This window comes from Microbacterium sp. NPDC057658, from assembly GCF_042799975.1.
Lineage (GTDB): Bacteria > Actinomycetota > Actinomycetes > Actinomycetales > Microbacteriaceae > Microbacterium.
The window spans coordinates 36888-54086 of the sequence record NZ_JBHVHT010000001.1 but is presented as its reverse complement, the minus strand read 5'-3'; the positions used below and the strand labels follow the sequence as shown (position 1 = coordinate 54086).

The 17199-nt window shown below is 73.9% G+C and carries 14 protein-coding genes; 10 read left to right on the top strand and 4 right to left on the bottom strand.

Annotated features, from left to right (window positions below; all coding sequences use genetic code 11):
• Positions 1–39: 39 nt before the first annotated feature.
• Positions 40–1224, bottom strand: coding sequence for a galactokinase (gene galK, locus ACFU8V_RS00240; protein ID WP_303709900.1), 1185 nt, complete (start codon positions 1222–1224; stop codon positions 40–42).
• Complete coding sequence (gene galT / locus ACFU8V_RS00235) at positions 1221–2408, bottom strand: galactose-1-phosphate uridylyltransferase (RefSeq protein WP_025105449.1); 1188 nt, start codon at positions 2406–2408, stop codon at positions 1221–1223. The genes galK and galT overlap by 4 nt, the downstream gene beginning before the upstream one ends.
• A 100-nt stretch (positions 2409–2508) precedes the next feature.
• Between galT and ACFU8V_RS00230 the strand changes: the two genes are divergently transcribed.
• Entirely contained in the window at positions 2509–3471 is a 963-nt protein-coding gene (locus ACFU8V_RS00230; protein WP_378871747.1) for a LacI family DNA-binding transcriptional regulator, read from the top strand.
• 3 nt (positions 3472–3474) lie between these two features.
• Here the strand turns inward: ACFU8V_RS00230 and ACFU8V_RS00225 are convergent, their stop codons facing one another.
• Positions 3475–5433 (bottom strand): DUF2264 domain-containing protein, encoded by a 1959-nt coding sequence (locus ACFU8V_RS00225; protein WP_378868092.1) that lies wholly within the window; start codon positions 5431–5433, stop codon positions 3475–3477.
• Entirely contained in the window at positions 5430–6443 is a 1014-nt protein-coding gene (locus ACFU8V_RS00220; protein WP_303709897.1) for a hydroxyacid dehydrogenase, read from the bottom strand. The genes ACFU8V_RS00225 and ACFU8V_RS00220 overlap by 4 nt, the downstream gene beginning before the upstream one ends.
• 135 nt (positions 6444–6578) lie before the next feature.
• Here ACFU8V_RS00220 and ACFU8V_RS00215 point away from each other — a divergent pair, with 135 nt between their 5' ends.
• The 9 genes from ACFU8V_RS00215 to ACFU8V_RS00175 all read left to right on the top strand — a co-directional run bounded on the left by ACFU8V_RS00215 (position 6579) and on the right by ACFU8V_RS00175 (position 17177).
• On the top strand, positions 6579–8414 hold the full coding sequence (locus tag ACFU8V_RS00215) for a heparinase II/III family protein (protein WP_303709896.1): 1836 nt from the start codon (positions 6579–6581) through the stop codon (positions 8412–8414).
• On the top strand, positions 8411–9511 hold the full coding sequence (locus ACFU8V_RS00210; RefSeq protein ID WP_315108459.1) for a substrate-binding domain-containing protein: 1101 nt from the start codon (positions 8411–8413) through the stop codon (positions 9509–9511). Before ACFU8V_RS00215 ends, ACFU8V_RS00210 begins: the two co-directional genes overlap by 4 nt.
• A 102-nt stretch (positions 9512–9613) precedes the next feature.
• Entirely contained in the window at positions 9614–10783 is a 1170-nt protein-coding gene (locus tag ACFU8V_RS00205) for a Gfo/Idh/MocA family protein (protein WP_085605948.1), read from the top strand.
• The gene (locus ACFU8V_RS00200) at positions 10780–12000 is read left to right on the top strand and encodes a DUF993 family protein (RefSeq protein WP_085605950.1); all 1221 of its coding nucleotides are present in this window, start codon (positions 10780–10782) and stop codon (positions 11998–12000) included. Before ACFU8V_RS00205 ends, ACFU8V_RS00200 begins: the two co-directional genes overlap by 4 nt.
• Positions 11997–12914, top strand: a complete 918-nt coding sequence (locus ACFU8V_RS00195) for a sugar phosphate isomerase/epimerase family protein (RefSeq protein ID WP_378868086.1) — start codon at positions 11997–11999, stop codon at positions 12912–12914. Before ACFU8V_RS00200 ends, ACFU8V_RS00195 begins: the two co-directional genes overlap by 4 nt.
• A gap of 294 nt (positions 12915–13208) precedes the next feature.
• Entirely contained in the window at positions 13209–13973 is a 765-nt protein-coding gene (locus ACFU8V_RS00190) for a sugar phosphate isomerase/epimerase family protein (RefSeq protein ID WP_378868083.1), read from the top strand.
• A 43-nt stretch (positions 13974–14016) separates the two neighbouring features.
• Entirely contained in the window at positions 14017–15084 is a 1068-nt protein-coding gene (locus ACFU8V_RS00185; protein ID WP_378868080.1) for a LacI family DNA-binding transcriptional regulator, read from the top strand.
• The gene (locus ACFU8V_RS00180) at positions 15081–16184 is read left to right on the top strand and encodes a glycerate kinase (protein WP_338566771.1); all 1104 of its coding nucleotides are present in this window, start codon (positions 15081–15083) and stop codon (positions 16182–16184) included. Before ACFU8V_RS00185 ends, ACFU8V_RS00180 begins: the two co-directional genes overlap by 4 nt.
• Positions 16185–16325: 141 nt before the next feature.
• Complete coding sequence (locus ACFU8V_RS00175; RefSeq protein ID WP_025105461.1) at positions 16326–17177, top strand: ABC transporter permease; 852 nt, start codon at positions 16326–16328, stop codon at positions 17175–17177.
• Positions 17178–17199: the final 22 nt, after the last annotated feature.

Here is a 17199-nt window from a genome sequence, read left to right as displayed (position 1 = left end):
TCTCCTGCCGCGGCGGTGGCGGCTCGACCCTTCATTGTGTCAGGCGTCGCGGCGCGGACCTGCGGACGGGCTGACCTCGAACAGGTGCGGGGCGACGAAGCCCTCGGCAGCGAACCGCCCCCGCACCGCGTCGGCGAGGTGGGGCACGGCGTCGCGGTCGACGAGGGCGATCGCGGCGCCCCCGAACCCGCCGCCGGTCATGCGTGCACCCACCGCGCCCGACGTGAGGGCGGTCTCCACGGCGGCGTCGAGCTCGGGCGTCGAGATCTCGAAGTCGTCGCGCATGGACGCGTGGGAGGCGACGAGGAGGTCGCCGATGCCGCGCGCGCCCGCGGTGCGCAGGGTCGCGACGGTGTCCTGCACGCGCTGGTTCTCCGTGACGATGTGCCGCACGCGGCGGAAGGTCACGTCGTCCATCAGGCTCTCGGCACGGGCGAGGTCGGCCACCGCGACGTCGCGCAGCGCCGGCACGCCGAGGATCGCGGCCCCGCGCTCGCACGCGGCGCGGCGCTCCCGGTAGCCGCCGGTGGAGTGCGCGTGCGTGACACGGGTGTCCATCACGAGCACCGCGAGTCCGGCATCGGCCATGCCCAGCGGCACGACCTCGGCGGCGAGGGAGCGGCAGTCGAGGAAGATCGCGGCGTCGGGCTCGCCGAGCATCGAGGCCATCTGGTCCATGATCCCGGTGGGCGCGCCCACGGCCTCGTTCTCCGCCGTCCGCCCGACGCGGGCGAGGGCCACGGCGTCGAGATCGGTGCCCCAGAGCTCGTTCAGTGCCGCGGCCGTCGCGCCCTCGATCGCGGCGGACGACGAGAGACCGGCACCGACCGGGACGTCGGAGGCGATCGCGATGTCCAGGCCGGAGACCGCGGTCATGCCGGCCGCTGCACGGAGCGCCCAGGCGACGCCCAGCGGGTAGGCGGCCCACTCCGGCACCGCGGGCTCCGTCCCGGGTGGGGTGGGGAAGAGGCGGTCCAGCTCGTCGAGGGCCACTTCGACCGGCTCGTCCGCGAAGGTCGAGGCGACGCGGAGCCGGCCGTCGGCGCGGCGACCGACCGCGGCGACCGTCCGCTGCGGGATGGCGAACGGGAGCACGAAGCCGTCGTTGTAGTCGGTGTGCTCGCCGATGAGGTTCACGCGTCCCGGTGCCGACCAGACGCCGTCCGGGGTGCGCCCGGCGAGGGCGGCGAAGAGCTCGGCGGCGTCGTCGTGTGCGGAGGTCATGCGGAGGCTTCCTGGTCGGTGCGGGCGATCGCTTCGCGGAGTCGGGCGGCGCCCTGCTCGGGCGCGACCTCGGCGGCCCACGCCCACATAGCGGCCTCGGAACCCGCGAGGAACTTGAGCTTGTCGGCGGCGCGGCGCGGGCTCGTGAGCTGCAGGTGCAGGCGCACGGTGTCGCGGCCGACGTGGACCGGAGCCTGGTGCCAGGCGGCGATGTACGGCGTCGGGCTGTCGTAGAGCGCGTCGACACCGCGGAGGAGGCGGAGGTAGAGCGGGGCGAGCTCGTCGCGCTCCTCCGCCGTGGTCTCGGCGAGGTCCGGCACGTGCCGATGCGGCATGAGGTGCACCTCGAGCGGCCACCGCGCCGCGAAGGGCACGAACGCCGTCCAGTGCTCGCCGCGGAACACCACCCGCTCGGACGCCTGCTCCTCGGCGAGGATGCGGGCGAAGAGGTCGGGCGCGGTGCGGTCGACCGCGTCCAGCACCCGGGCGGTGCGCGGGGTCACGTAGGGGTACGCGTAGATCTGGCCGTGCGGGTGGGGGAGCGTGACGCCGATCGCCTCGCCGCGGTTCTCGAACGGGAAGACCTGCTGGATGCCGGGGAGGGCGGACAGGGCGGCGGTGCGGTCGGCCCAGGCCTCGATCACGGTGCGGGCACGGGTCACGGTCTGCGTCCCGAAGGAGCCGGAGTGCTCGGGGCTGAAGCACACGACCTCGCAGCGGCCGACGGCGGTACGGGTGCGCCCGAGTCCGAGGGCCGCGAGGTCGTCGAGGCCGCGCGGGGGGTTCGTCGCTCCGGGGGCGGTGCCGACCGGCTCGGCGAGGGCGGGGCCGAACGCGGGGGAGCGGTTCTCGAACACGGCCACGTCGTACCGGGACGGCACCTCGGACGGATTCCCCGGCGTCTGCGGCGCGAGCGGGTCGGCGTCGGCTCCCGGCATCATGACGCGGTTCTGGCGGTTGGCGGCGACGGTGATCCAGTCGCCCGTGAGCACGTCGAGCCGCATGGTCGCGGTGTCCGGCCGCGGGGCCAGGGTGCGGGCGTCGACCGACCGCTCGGCACCGAGAGTGGTGTCCGGGTCGTCGTAGTAGATGAGGTCGCGGCCGTCGGCGAGGGTGGTCGGGCGCTTGACGACACCGGCGCCGAGACGCTCCGTGGGGACCTCCGGGGATGCGGGCGTGTTCACGTCAACATGGTAGGCACGGCCGCGTGCTAACGTCAACACGACGGAGTTGTGAACGGAGGTTCCCGTGGCCGAGAAGCCCACGACGGCCGCGCGCGTGTCCATGGCCACCGTCGCGGCGCGCGCCGGCGTCTCGGGGCAGACCGTCTCCCGCGTCGTCAACGGCAGCCCCCGCGTCGACCCGCAGACCCGGGCGCGGGTCGAAGCCGCCATGGCCGAGCTCGGCTACCGACCGCATCGGGCGGCGCGGGCGCTGCGCACCGGGCGCAGCCATACCCTCGGCCTCGTCGTGACCACTCTGGCCACGGTCGGCAACTCCCGGATGCTGCAGGCCACGGCCGAAGCGGCGGCGGATCGTGGATACGCGCTCACCGTCGTCACGGCCGCGGACGGCGTGGAGGCCGCGTTCACCCGGCTCGCCGATCAGGGCGTGGACGGGGCTCTCGTGCTGAACGAGGCCTCCGCGCTCGTCCCTGCCGCGACCCTGCCGCCGGAGCTGCACCTCGTCGTCGTGGATGCCCCCGCCGGCGCCGGAGCGGCCGTGGTGCACAGCGATCATGCCGCGGGAGCGCAGGCCGCCACCCGCCACCTGCTCGATCTCGGGCACGAGACCGTCCACCACCTCGCGGGACCGGCGGGCTCGTTCGCCGCGGCCGAGCGCGAGCGGGGCTGGCGCGAGGCCCTGGCGGATGCCGGCGCCGTGCCACCGCCGGTCGTGCGCGGCGACTGGAGCGCGGAGTCGGGCTTCGCCGCGGGCGCGGCTCTAGGCGCGACCGCGGTGTTCTGCGCCAACGATCAGATGGCGCTCGGGCTGCTGCGGGCGGTGGCGGAGTCCGGGCGCGCGGTTCCGGCGGACGTCAGCGTGGTCGGCTTCGACGACATCCCGGAGGCGGCGAACTTCCTCCCGCCGCTCACGACCGTCCGGCAGGATTTCGCGGCGCTCGCGCAGCGGGCGGTGACAGCGCTCATCGCGGCTGTGGAGGGCGACGGGACGGCGACACACCGCGCCGCGCGCGTGGTGGTGCCGACGCGGCTCGTGGAGCGGGCGAGCACGGCACACCGCTGACGCTCATCCGCGGGGCAGCTGCTCGTCGGGGCGAAAGGTCGTCGCGGCGCCGTCCGGCCACGACACCGTCGCGTCCCCTTCCTGCAGCTCGAGTTCCGGTGGAAGGGGCGAGCCCCCGAGCAGCACGCCGACCGCGATCCAGGTGTCGGGTCGCACCGGCGCGTAGAGCCACGGGCTGACGGTCTCCGGGCCGAGCGGGGTCACGTCCCGCTCCCGCCGGACCCCCGCGGTCGCGTCGTCGAGGCCGTGGAGGCCGACCACCCGACTCTGCGTCTCCCCGCCGGGGGTGAGGGCGGCGGTGACGGCGGCGGGGCCGGTCCCGACCACGGTGGCGGCGGACAGGGCCCATCCGCCGATGCGGAGGACGTCGCCGTCGTGGATCGCTCCGTCCGGCCCTGCGCCCGCCCGGACCCGCACGAGCCGCACCTCCCACGGTCCGCGCACCACCGACACCACATCGACCACCGGGCCGACCGTGGTCTCGACGGCCGTGCCGCCTCCGCCGACGTCGAATTCCATGCGGACGCCGTCGTGCCAGTGCACGGGGCCGCAGGAGCCGCCGAGCGCCGTGCCGTCCGTCTCCCTCAGCATTCCCGTCAGGAAGCCCGAGCGGTGGCTCGCTCGGCCCCCGCGCACCACGGCGACCGTGCCGTCGAGCGGGTCGCGTGCCGCCGGGCCGGCGAGAACGGGGGCGGTCGCGGTGCTGTACCCGAGCTTCGCGTACAGGGGAGCATCGGGCTGGAACGCACCGGGGGTGCGGTGGTCGGTGCCGTGGTTGACCACGCGCACGATGCCGTCCGCGGTGCCCGTCGCCAGCCACCCCGGGGCGAGGAGGACGCGGGTGAACGGGCCCCGATCGATCGGCAGGGGCTGTTCGACGGCGGTCCAGAACGGATGCGCGGCGGGGAGGGCGAGCGGCAGGAGACCCTTCGCCGCCCAGTACGGGGAGCCGGGGCCGGAGTAGTCCTGGGCGAGCGGGCGCCAGGCGCCGTACCAGCCGAGGGGCAGCACTCCGGTCGCATCCGGCGCACCGCGGGCGGTGAAGTGCCGGACCTGACCGCTCACCGCCCGGCGCAGGAGGCCGGGGTCATGCCGCGAGGTGCCGGAGAACGCCGCGACCCCGGCCCCGGCGGCCGTCGCGAAGCGGTAGGTGAGGCTGCGTCCCTGGATGAGCGGTCCGCCGTCGGCGCCGACGAGGTGCAGCGCGTCGTCGAGGAACGCGTCGAGCCGGCGGCGGTACCGGGCGACTCGGTCCGTGTGCCGCGGCTCCGCGCCGACCATGTCCGCCCAGAGCAGGGGATAGAACGACAGCGCCCAGCCGGCGTAGTGGTCGAACGACCGGGCGGCGCCGTCGGCGCTCCAGCCGCCCGCGCGTTCGAAGCCGTCGAGGAGTGCGAGATCGGCGGCGCGGTCCGCGGCGGAGATCGGCCCGCCGACGCTCTCCAGGAACTGCTCGACGAGCGCCCGGAACCACGCCCAGTTGTTCGGCGGGTAGCTGCCGCCGACGAACGTCGCGAGGTAGTCCACGGTGTGGGTCCGCGCCGTGTCGTCGAGGCGTGCCCACACCGTGTCACGCGTGAAGTGCAGGCCCAGCGCGAGCGCCGCGGCCTCGACCTTCGCCTGGTCGACCTCGTCGGGGCGCGGCCACCGCTCGGCACCGTCGGGGTCGACACCCGCAGCGAGGCCGCGGGCGTAGCGGTCGGCCAGCGACTCCGTGCCGAGCGGGTCGCCGGCGATGCGGAACGCGGCCAACAGGAACGTGCGGCTGAATCCCTCGAGCGCATCGACCGCGGCGCCGAAGCCGCCAGGAGCGCCGGGGTAGCGGATGCCCGCGCCCGCCGGACTCGCGTGACGGGCGGCCCCGTCGAGGATGGCATCGGCGACCGTCGTCAGGTGTGCGCGCGTCCATCCCGTGTGCGGGGAGAGCGCGCGGTCCTCCGAAGGCAGCGCGAGGAGTGTCATGCGCTGTGCGCGAGGTCGGCGCGGTGCACGGGGTGTCGAGGCGGACGACCGGCCACCCACGCTTCCAGCTCGTCGAGGGCGGCGTCGGCCAGCCGGTGTGCCTCGGTGCCGAGGGAGCCGGCGAGGTGCGGGGTGACCGCGACGTTCGGCAGGTGCAGCAGCGGGTGGTCGGGCGGAAGCGGCTCCGGGTCGGTGACGTCGAGGATCGCATCGAGGCGACCGGAGGCGCACTCCACGCGCAGGGCGTCGTGGTCGAGGAGGGCTCCGCGGGCGGTGTTGAGCACGGTGGCGCCGTCACGCAGGGTAGCGAGCTGCGCGCGGCCGATCATCCGCCGGGTCGCGGGCAGGGCGGGGGCGTGCAGGGAGAGCAGATCGACGGCGGGGAGCAGGGCGTCGAGCGGGACGAGCCGGGCGCCGGCCGCGGCCACCTCCTCGGGGTCCGCGTACGGGTCGGCCACGAGCACCTGCAGCCCGGGGAAGGGCCGCAGCAGGTCGACGACGCGGCGCCCGATGCGGGAGAACCCGACGATGCCGACCGTGCGGTCGAGGTTGCCGATGCGGCCCCCGGCGCGGGGGCCGACGCGCAGGTCGTGCTGTGCGTCGGCGGTACGGAGCGGGAAGAGGGCGCGCTTGCCGGAGAGCAGGATCATCGCGAGCGTGTACTCCGCGACGGGAGCCGCGTTGGCCTCGGCGGCCGAGGTGAGCAGGATGTCGCGTTCCCAGAACGCGTCGGACACGAGGCCGCGCACGCTCCCTGCCGCGTGGAAGACGGCGCGCAGCCGGGGGAGACGGTCGAGCAGGGGCGCGTCCAGGACCGGAGCGCCCCAGCCCGTCACCAGCACCTCCACGGCGGCGAGGCGGTCGTCCAGCGTCGGGGCGTCGAGAGCGGGGGCGTGCAGCGGACCGCCGGGCGCGGCGAGGGTCTGCAGGCGGGCGCGCCGACCGTCGTCGAACACGAGGTCCCACGCCTCCGTCGAGAGGGCGGCGAGGACGACTGGTCGAGGGGTCATGGGTCTCCGGGATCTCGGGTATGCGCTTGCCGAAGCGCGCGGTTCCAGTGAAGACTGTGCGTTCGAGTGCAGGCAACGTGATCGAACCGAAACCCTGCTGATCGAACACACTCGAACAACGAAGGCGAGAACCGGATGCTGATCCCCCGCGGCACCCTGAGCGATCTGTGGCGCGAGCACGGCGCCGTCGATCGGCCCGTCGTGCCGCCGAGCACCGACCGGGAGGCATGGACGTCCGTGGCGCCCGAACTCCGCGCGACGATCCTGGCGGCGGCGGACGGCGAGCGTCGCACCGCCTGGGCGCAGCCGCTCCTCTCGCGGTGGGCCGCCTACGCCCGCACCGGTGACCGCGCCGGCTGGGAGGGGGCGGTCTTCCGCCGCGACCTCCGGCTCCGCCGCGCCGTCCTGGCCGCTGCCGTCGACCCGGTGGCCGAGCGGCTGGACGAGGTCGCGGACGGCCTGTGGCTCCTGGCCGAGCAGTCGACCTGGTGCTGGCCTGCTCACGACGACGCGTTCGCCCGCGGGCGCCGTGTGCCCGACATCGAGCGCCCCGTCGTCGACCTTGGCGCGGGGGAGGCGGCGGCGCTGGCGGGGTGGGCGGTGCTGGTGCTCGGCGAGGATCTCGACGCGCACGCCCCCGGTCTGGTCGCACGGGTACGGGACGAGACGGTCCGCCGGGTGCTGCGCCCGTTCGTCGACCGCCGCGAGTGGGCATGGGAGGGGTCGGAGGAACGCGTGCACAACTGGGCGCCGTGGATCCACGGCAACCTGCTGCCGGCAGCACTCGCCTTCGCGGACGAGCCGCTGCGCGCGCGGGTACTCGCCCTCAGTATCGACGGCCTCGATCGCTATCTCGCCCAGCTTCCCGCCGACGGCGGCATCGACGAGGGCTTCGCCTACTGGTGGCAGGGAGCGGGGCGGGCGTTCGATGCGCTCGGCCTCCTCGACGCGCTCACCGCCGGTGCGGTGGCCGCCGCGATCCAGGACGGACGCCTTTCCGGGCTGCGCGAGCTCGCCCTCTTCCCGGAGCGCGTGCAGCTCGGGGAGGGGTGGGTGGCGAGCTTCTCGGATGCAGAGGCGCGCACGGGGGAGGCCCTCCCGTGGTCCGTGCTCCACCGGGCCGCCGTCCTGTGCGGTCTGGAGGCGACGGCTGCGTTCGCCGCGCGGCACCGCCGTCCGGGGCGCGTCATCGGAGACGAGGCCGATGTCGTCGCCGGCCTCGGCCGGACGCTGGCCGAGCTGTTCGACGACGACTGGCATGCGGCACGTCCGGGGCCTGCGCCCCTGCCCGGACGCGTCGAGTTCACCTCCCTCGGCGTGGGTCTGCGCCGCGAGCGGAGCGGCGATCCGCGGGGGCTCGCGGTCGTCGTCAAGGGCGGTCGCAACGACGAGAACCACAACCACAACGACCTCGGCGCAGTCGCGATCGCGGTCGACGGCGTCCCGGTCGTGATCGACGTCGGTCGGGCGACGTACACCGCGGCGACCTTCTCGGATGCCCGTTACCGCCTGTGGCACGTCACCAGCGGCTGGCACTCCACGCCACTGGTCCGCGGGCGCGAGCAACAGCCCGGCGGCGCCTGGCGGGCCGCGGTGCAGGCACGGAGCGACGGCTGGACCCTCGACCTCGGTACGGCGTTCCCCGGCGGCGACCCGTGGTTGCGGACGGTGCTGCTGCGCGGCGGCGCGGTGACCGTGCGCGACGAGAGTCCGGCGCTCGCCGACCCGACGACCCGTCTCGTGCTCGTGTGCGCGGGGACGCCCGAGGTGCACGGTGCCGGCGTCCTCCTCCCGGGTCCGGATGGGAAGCGGGGACTGCGCATCGCCCACGATCCGGCGGACGTCGTCGTCGAGAGCAGGGCCGTGGACGATGCGCTCCTCGAGCGTTCGTGGGGGCCGGTGGTCTCGCGCGTCCTCTTCGCACCGCTCAACCGTCCAGAGCGCTGGGAGCTGCAGGGGAGGGCGGCATGAGCGAGGAGCGCCCGACCCCGCGTTTCGGCCTCTCCCGCCGGGAACGGATCCTCGACGAACTGCGCCGCACGGGGGCGGTGCGCGTGGCCGATCTCGCCCGCGACTTCGGGGTGGCGGAGCTCACCATCCGCCGCGACATCACGATGCTGGCGGACCGCGGGCTGCTGACCAGGGTGCACGGCGGAGCGGTGCTGCGGAGCGCGCTGGACACGACCGTCGCGCGGGCCGCCCTCCCCGGGCCGCAGTTCCGCATCGGGATGGTGGTGCCGTCGCTGAGCTACTACTGGCCGCAGGTCGTCGTCGGCGCCCGGAGTGCCGGGGCGGAGGCGGGGGTGCAGCTCGTGCTCCGCGGGGCCAGCTACGCCGCGCAGGACCAACGCCGCCAGATCGCGGCGCTCCTGGACTCCGGGACGGTGCACGGGCTCATCGTGGCCCCCGAGACGCAGGGTGCCGACGGGCACGCGCTGCTCTCCTGGCTGGACACGCTCCCGGTGCCGGTCGTGCTCGTGGAGCGCCGGACCCCGCCCGCTCTCGCCCTCACCCGGATGCAGACCGTGGCGACCGACCACGCGTTCGGGGGCGCGCTCGCCGCCGGGCACCTCGCCGCACTCGGACACCGGCGGGTCGGGATCCTCACCTCTCCGCAGTCACCGACCTCCGCCGGGCTGCGGCAGGGCTGGTCGCGGGCCGTCGCCGAGCTCGGGCTCACGGTGTCGGTGGACCGCGACACGGCCCTGGACCGGATGGAGGGATCGGCGCAGGCGGAGGTGGTCTCGGCGCTGCTCGCCGAGATCCGTGAGACGGGGGCGACGGCGCTGCTCGTGCACTCCGACCCGCAGGCGCTCCTGCTCCAGCAGCATCTGCAGGACGCGGGCTGGCGGCTGCCCGACGACCTCTCGCTCATCGCCTACGACGATGAGGTCGCCGAGCACGGGTCTCCGCCGCTCACCGCGCTGCGGCCGCCCAAGCAGCATGTCGGGCGCCGTGCGGTCGAGCTCATCCGCGACCGCCTGCGCGAGGGCCCGAACCGGCCCGCGGAGCGCGTGGAGGTGGCTCCGGCGCTGCACGTGCGCGCCAGCACGGCCCCTCCGCGCTAGGGGCGGTTGCGAGGTCGTGCGTCTCATGCCATGATCTCGGAAAGCGCTTACCAAGATTCTCCTGTCAGCGCCGACAGCTTCCACCGAGAGGAACGGACCGAGATGGCACAGGCCCCCACCCGCGAGATCGGGATCATCATGAACGGCGTCTCCGGGCGCATGGGATACCGGCAGCACCTGGTGCGGTCGATCCTCGCGATCCGCGACGAGGGCGGGATCGAGCTCCCGGACGGCACGCGCGTGACCGTGCGGCCGATCCTCGTCGGACGCAGCGAGGCCAAACTCGCCGAACTGGCCGCGAAGCACGGCATCGAGGACTGGACGACCGACCTCGACGCCGCCCTCGCCGACCCGCGATGGGAGATCTACGCCGACTTCCTCGTCACGAAGGCCCGGGCGTCCGCGATCCGCAAGGCCATCGCCGCCGGCAAGGCGATCTACACCGAGAAGCCCACCGCCGAGTCGCTGGACGAGGCCCTGGAGCTCGCGCGGCTGGCGCGCGACGCCGGTGTGAAGACCGGCGTCGTCCACGACAAGCTCTACCTCCCGGGGCTGCAGAAGCTCAAGCGCCTCATCGACTCCGGCTTCTTCGGCCGCATCCTCTCCGTCCGCGGCGAGTTCGGCTACTGGGTGTTCGAGGGTGACTGGCAGCCCGCGCAGCGTCCGAGCTGGAACTACCGCACGGAGGACGGCGGTGGCATCATCACCGACATGTTCCCGCACTGGAACTACGTGCTGGAGAACCTCTTCGGCGAGGTCAAGAGCGTCTACGCCCAGGCCGCCGTGCACATCGCCGACCGCTGGGACGAGAAGGGCGAGCACTACACGGCCACGGCCGAGGATGCCGCCTACGGCATCTTCGAGCTCGACGGCGGGGCGATCGCCGAGATCAACTCCTCGTGGACCGTGCGGGTGAACCGTGACGAGCTCGTGGAGTTCCAGGTCGACGGCACGCACGGCTCCGCCGTCGTGGGGCTGTTCGGCGCCAAGATCCAGCCGCGCAACGCCACGCCCAAGCCCGTGTGGAACCCCGACCTGGAGGACAGCCACGACTACGACGCCGACTGGCAGCAGGTGCCGACGAACGACGTGTTCCAGAACGGCTTCCGGCAGCAGTGGGAGGAGTACCTCACCTCTTTCGTCCTCGGCACGGACTATCCGTTCGACCTGCTCGCCGGCGCGCGCGGGGTCCAGTTCGCCGAGGCCGGACTCGCGTCCAGTGCCGAGGGGCGCAAGATCGTGCTCGAGCCGCTGACCCTGGACCGGGCATGACCACGCTCCGCCTGCTCGCCGCCGACGGCCGCACCGCCGACACGGAGCTCCGGGAGGCCGACGCCGTCACGCGGCCGCAGGGCCCGCTCCGCAGCCGGGTGGCCTACGCCGCCGCGCACGTCGTTCCGAAGGCGTACGCGGACAACACCCCGGGGCAGCCGGCCGACATCGACTGGGACGCGACGCTCGCGTTCCGCCGCAACGTGTACTCGTGGGGACTCGGCGTGGCCGACGCGATGGACACCGCGCAGCGCAACATGGGTCTGGATGCGACGGCGGTGCGCGAGCTCATCACCCGCAGTGCGGAGGTCGCCCGCGAGGAGGGCGGCGCGGTCGTGGTCGGGGTCAACACCGACCACATCGAGGAGGCGCGCATCCCGCTCGATCAGGTGATCGCCGCCTATCTCGAGCAGCTGCACTTCGCCGAGGAGCAGGGGGCGGGGCCGGTGCTCATGGCCTCGCGGCACCTGGCCAGGGTCGCGGAGAGCGCGGACGACTACCGCCGCGTGTACCGGGAGGTGCTCTCCCGCGCATCGGTCCCCGTCGTGCTCCACTGGCTCGGCACCGCGTTCGATCCGGAGCTGGCGGGGTACTTCGCGCCCTCGTCCTCCGGGGGGAGCGGCGGTCCCGCGTGGCAGGAGGCCGCCGAGGTGCTGCTCGACATCATCGGCGAGAACCGCGCCGCGGTCGCCGGCGTGAAGATGAGTCTGCTCGACGCGGAGTCCGAGGTCTGGGTCCGCGAGCGGCTGCCGGAGGGCGTGCGCATGTTCACCGGCGACGACTTCCACTACGTCGGCCTCATCGGCGGGGACAGTCTGACCGATGCGGCCGCGCCCGAGGGGTCCGCGTCACGCGGCCACTCGGATGCGCTGCTCGGCGCGTTCGCCGCTCTCGCCCCGGTGGCCTCCGCCGCGATCCAGGCGCTCGACGCGGAAGACCCCGAGCGGTACCTCGCCCTCCTCGGACCGACGGAGGAGCTGAGCCGACAGGTGTTCGCGGCACCGACCTTCTATTACAAGACCGGGGTCGCCTTCCTGTCGTGGCTCAACGGTCATCAGCCGGCGTTCCAGATGGTCGGGGGGCTGCACTCCGCGCGGAGCCTGCCGCACCTCAGCCGCATCGTCGAGCTGGCCAACGGAGCGCTCGCCCTGGAGCGGCCGGAGCTCGCGCGGGAGCGCTGGCACGGCCTGCTCCGGCTGAACGGGGTGGACGCATGACCGCCTCGCGGAGCCTGGCGGCGGAGAGTGAGTCCCGGGCGGCCGGCGTCGGGACCGTGCCGCACCCGCGGCTCTCGATCAACCAGGCCACCGTGAAGCACGCGGATCTCGCGACGGCCCTGCGCGTCACGGCGGCCGCGGGGGTCGAGGCCATCGGCCTGTGGCGGGAACCCGTGCAGGAGGTGGGCCTCGATGTCGCCGCCCGCATGCTGACCGATTCCGGCCTGCGCTTCACGACGCACTGCCGCGGGGGCTTCTTCACGCTGCCCGTCGGTCCGGAGCGCGAAGCCGCGCTCGACGACAACCGGCGGGCGATCGAGGAGGCGGCCACCCTCGCGGCGGCCGGTGCGGAGGGCTCGACCGCGGTGCTGGTCCTCGTCGCCGGGGGCCTGCCCGACGGGTCGCGCGACCTCATCGGGGCGCGCGAGCGTGTCCGCGACGCCATCGGCGCCCTCGCGGACGACGCTCGAGCCGCAGGGGTCACCCTCGCGATCGAGCCGCTGCATCCGATGTACGCCTCGGACCGTGCGGTGGTCTCCACCCTCGGTCAGGCGCTCGACATCGCCGAGGACTTCGACCCTGCCGTGGTCGGTGCCGCCGTCGACACGTTCCACATCTGGTGGGATCCGCAGGTGCTCGACCAGATCGCCAGGGCCGGACGCGAGGGCCGCATCGCCACATATCAGGTGTGCGACTGGAAGACCCCGCTCGCCGCAGACCCCCTCCTCTCCCGGCACTATCCGGGGGACGGTGTGATCGACTTCGCACCCCTCACCCGGGCCGTGCAGGACACCGGCTACGACCGTGACATCGAGGTGGAGATCTTCCACGCCGACGTGTGGGCCGACGACCCGGCCCGTGTGGTCCGCCGTACGGCCGAGGCCTTCGCGACGGCGGTCGCCCCCCACCTGTGAGTCCCGGCCCCGTCCCCACCGAGGTTCCGGATGCACGACCCCGCCACGGATGCACGCCCTGTTCCCGGGTGTCGGTCGTCCCGTCGTCCTCAGGTCGTGCATCCGTCCCGGTCTCGGTCGTCGTGTATCGGACCCGCGGGGGGACACTTGCACGACTAGGGTGCGTGGGCACGGTCAGACACGGGTTTCCGTCGTGCAGGCGGGGCGAGGTCGTGCACGTGGGACTCGACACGGGGGATGGAAGGGGCCGGGACGTCCGACCCAGGAAAGCGGGAGGACTGAGAGGATGACGGGATGACGGGGATCCGTGCGGGGCTGTGCTCGGTGACGTTCCGGGCGCTGCCGCCGGAGAGGATCGTCGCGCTCGCGGCCGCCGCGGGTCTCGACGTGATCGAGTGGGGCGGAGACGTGCATGTGCCGCCGGGGGATGTCGATCGCGCGGCGGAGGTCGCGCGGATGACCACGGATGCCGGACTCGCCGTCGCGTCCTACGGGTCGTACTTCCGCGCCGGTCGGGAGGAGTCGCTCACCGCGGTCCTCGACAGTGCTGCGGCCCTGGGTGCTGATCGGGTACGGGTGTGGGCCGGTGAACACGGCTCGGCGGAGGTCTCCGCGCACGAGCGTGCCCGCGTCGTGACCCGGCTCCGCGCGGCGGCGGTCGAGGCGGCCTCCCGGGGCATCGGGCTCGCCCTGGAGTTCCACGGCGGCACGCTCGCCGACACCGCGCCGGCCACCCTCGAGCTGCTGCACGAGGTCGATCACCCGATGCTGTCGACGTACTGGCAGCCCACGGTCGGTGCCACCGTCCCCGTGGCGCTCGAGGAGCTCCGCCGGCTCGGCCCCCGTGTCTCCGCCGCTCATGTCTTCTCCTGGTGGCCGCGCACCGAGCGCCACCCGCTCCGCTCGCGGTCCGCACTGTGGACTCGGTTCTTCGCGGACGCCGCCGCCTCCGCGCACCCGCCGCGCGACGCGCTGCTGGAGTTCGTGCCCGACGACGCCCCGGAGCTCCTCGCCGGGGAAGCCGCCGCCCTCCTCGGGTTTCTCGGGCGGCAGCCGTGAGCGCCCCTCGAAGCGCTTCCGTTCCCGTCGGTAGGCTCGGAGCATGACCCCGTCCGCCACACCGGCAGAGCCGCCGGCCGCGCGTCGCCCCCGTCACGCCCGGGGACCGGCACCCACGCTGCACGACGTCGCACTCGAGGCCGGAGTGTCCCTGGCGACCGCCTCCCGCGTGCTCAACGGTTCCGAACGCAAGGTCGCGGCGCCCTTCCGGGAGCGGGTGGAGGCCGCCGCCGAAGCCCTCGGCTACACGGCCAACGTCTCCGCGCAGGCGACCGCCCGCGGACGCTCACCGGTGATCGCGCTCCTCGTCGCGGACATCGCCGACCCCTACTTCGGCCTCATCGCCTCGGGCGTCGCCCGGGGTGCCGACGAACAGGGGCTCGTCGTGACCGTGGCCATCACCGAGCGCGACCCGGCGCGGGAGGCGCGCATCGTCCGGGCGCTGCGCGGACAGCGTCCGCAGGGCCTCATCCTCGCCGCCTCGCGGACGCAGGAGGAGGGGCAGGCCGAGACCGCTCGCGAGCTCGCCGAGTTCACCCGCCTCGGCGGCCGCGTCGTCGCGTTCGGCGCGGACGGCGACGGCGACCGCCGGGTGGAGATCGACAACCGGGCCGGGGCCGCCGCGCTCGGCCGTCGCATGGCAGAACTCGGATACCGCTCGGCGGTACTCGTCGGGGCGGCGGAGGGCGTGCGCACCTCGGACGACCGGCTGGCGGGATTCCGGGCCGGATTCGCGGAGGGCGGCGGAGAGGTCGCGCAGACCGTCCGCGGTGACTTCCGTCGGGAGTCCGGGGCAGCGGCGATGACCAAAGCCCTCGCCACCGGTGTCCCCGCGGGCACCGTCGTGTTCGGCATCAGCGACGTCGTCGCGATCGGCGCGATGGCGGCCATCCGTGCAGCGGGCCGTGAGGTCGGCACGGACATCGCGGTCTGCGGCTTCGACGACGTGCCCTCGAGCCGCGACGTCACGCCGGCCCTCACCACGGTCTGCGTGCCGCTGAGCGACGCCGGCTATCAGGCCTTCCGCGCGATCGTCGACGAGGACTGGCAGCAGCCGACGCTCCCGCTCGAGGTGGTCGTACGCGCGAGCACCCCGGGGCTCGGGGCATGACCCGGGTCGTCATCGCGCCGGACAGCTTTAAGGGCACGATCACGGCGGCGGAGGCCGCTGCGGGGCTCGCCGACGGCTGGCGGGAGGTCGAGCCGGCTGCGGACATCGTGCTCCGTCCGATGGCCGACGGCGGGGAGGGGACCGTCGCGGCGTTCGCGACGGTCGTACCGGATGCACAGTGGATGCCGGTCACGGTCGACGGTCCGGCGGGTGCTCCCGTCGAGACGTCGTGGCTGCTCCTGCCGAGCACGACCGACGCCCCGGGCGGCACCGGCGTCGTCGACATCGCCTCGACCTCGGGCATCGAGCTCCTCGACGGTCTGCGCCCCGGGGATGCCGACACGACCGGCTTCGGCCAGGCGATCGCTGCAGCGCTCGATCACGGCGTCTCGCGCCTGATCCTCGGCATCGGCTCCAGCGCCTCCACCGACGGGGGCACCGGCCTGCTCACCGCCCTCGGGGCACGTTTCCTCGACGCGGACGGCGAACCGGTGGCGCGGGGCGCGCGTGGTCTGGCGGACATCGTCACGGCGGAGCTCGGGGCCCTGCGTGGGGCGCCGGATGTCCGCGTGCTGACCGATGTCACGAATCCGCTCACCGGCCCGCGCGGCGCGGCAGCGGTGTTCGGCCCGCAGAAGGGCCTCACGGCGCCGGAGGACATCGCCCGTGTCGACGACGCGCTCGCCCATCTCGCCGTCCTCCTGCCCGTCGACCCGGAGCTGCCGGGCACGGGGGCCGCCGGCGGGACGGGCGCCGCTCTCGTGCGCTGGGGCGGGGTCCTCGCCCCGGGGGCGGCCGAGGTGGCCGCGCTCATCGATCTGGTCGGAGCCGTCCGTGGTGCCGACGTCGTGATCACCGGCGAGGGATCCTACGACGGACAGTCAGGCGACGGGAAGGTGCCGTCGTTCCTCGCCGCGCTCGCGGCGGAGGCGGGGGCGCGACCGCTGCTCGCCGCAGGACGGATCGCGGAGGATGCGGACACGAGCCTGTTCGCGGAGGCGGTGTCGTTGACCGCGCTGGCGGGGTCGACGACCGCCGCCCTGACCGATCCCGCACGCTGGCTCCGGGTCGCGGGCGCGGCTCTCGCGCGGACGCGGTGACCGGCCCGGACGCCCCGCCCGTGGGGGCGACGACGGCGGGGACACGGCCATGCGTTGACACGGCAGAACCGTCGGCATAGACTCGCAACACCGAACGGGAATGCGCTTTCCCGAATCCTTCACGAAGATGTCGAGGACCCCATGTCGTCTGCCCCCTCCGCGACCATGACCCTGGCGCTGGCCGCCGATCGTCCCGAGCCTCCGGGCATCGTCCGCTGGTGGAGCCGCCACTGGCACCCGCTCGTCTTCGTGCTCGCGGTGCTCGCGCTCTGGTGGGTCTCCACGAGCCTCGGATGGGTGCCGGCCTTCATCATCCCGTCGCCGGCCGACACCTGGGCCGCCTTCACCGACAACGCCGCCTACCTCGCGCAGAACACCTGGGTCACCACCTACGAGACCGTGATCGGGTTCGTCATCGCGGTCGTCGTCGGCGTCCTCGTCGCGGTGCTCATGGTCTACTCGCGAGGCCTGGAGCAGACGCTCTATCCCGTCATCCTCTTCGCGCAGGTCATCCCGAAGATCGCCATCGCCCCGCTGTTCGTCGTCTGGCTCGGGTTCGGGGCGGAGCCGAAGATCCTCGTGGCGGTGCTCATGGCGTTCTTCCCTGTCGTCATCTCGGGCCTCGCGGGTCTGCGCACCGTCGACCCGGAGATCCTCCAGCTCGCGTCGACCATGGGAGCCAGCCGCTTCAAGACCTTCCTCAAGGTGCGGCTGCCCGCGGCTCTGCCCGAGCTCCTCTCCGGCCTCAAGGTCGCCGCGACCCTCGCGGTCACCGGTGCCGTCGTCGGCGAGTTCGTCGGCGCGAACGAGGGCCTCGGCTACGTGATCCTCCAGGCCAACGGCAACCTCGACACCGCGATGCTCTTCGCCGCGCTCATCATCATGTCGCTGCTCGGCGTCATCCTCTTCGGCATCATCCAGATCGCCGAGCGCTTCCTCATCCCGTGGCACGCCTCCAAGCGCGACGTCGCCGCAGCCACCGTCCGACTCTGACCCCCCTCGCCCCCACGAAAGA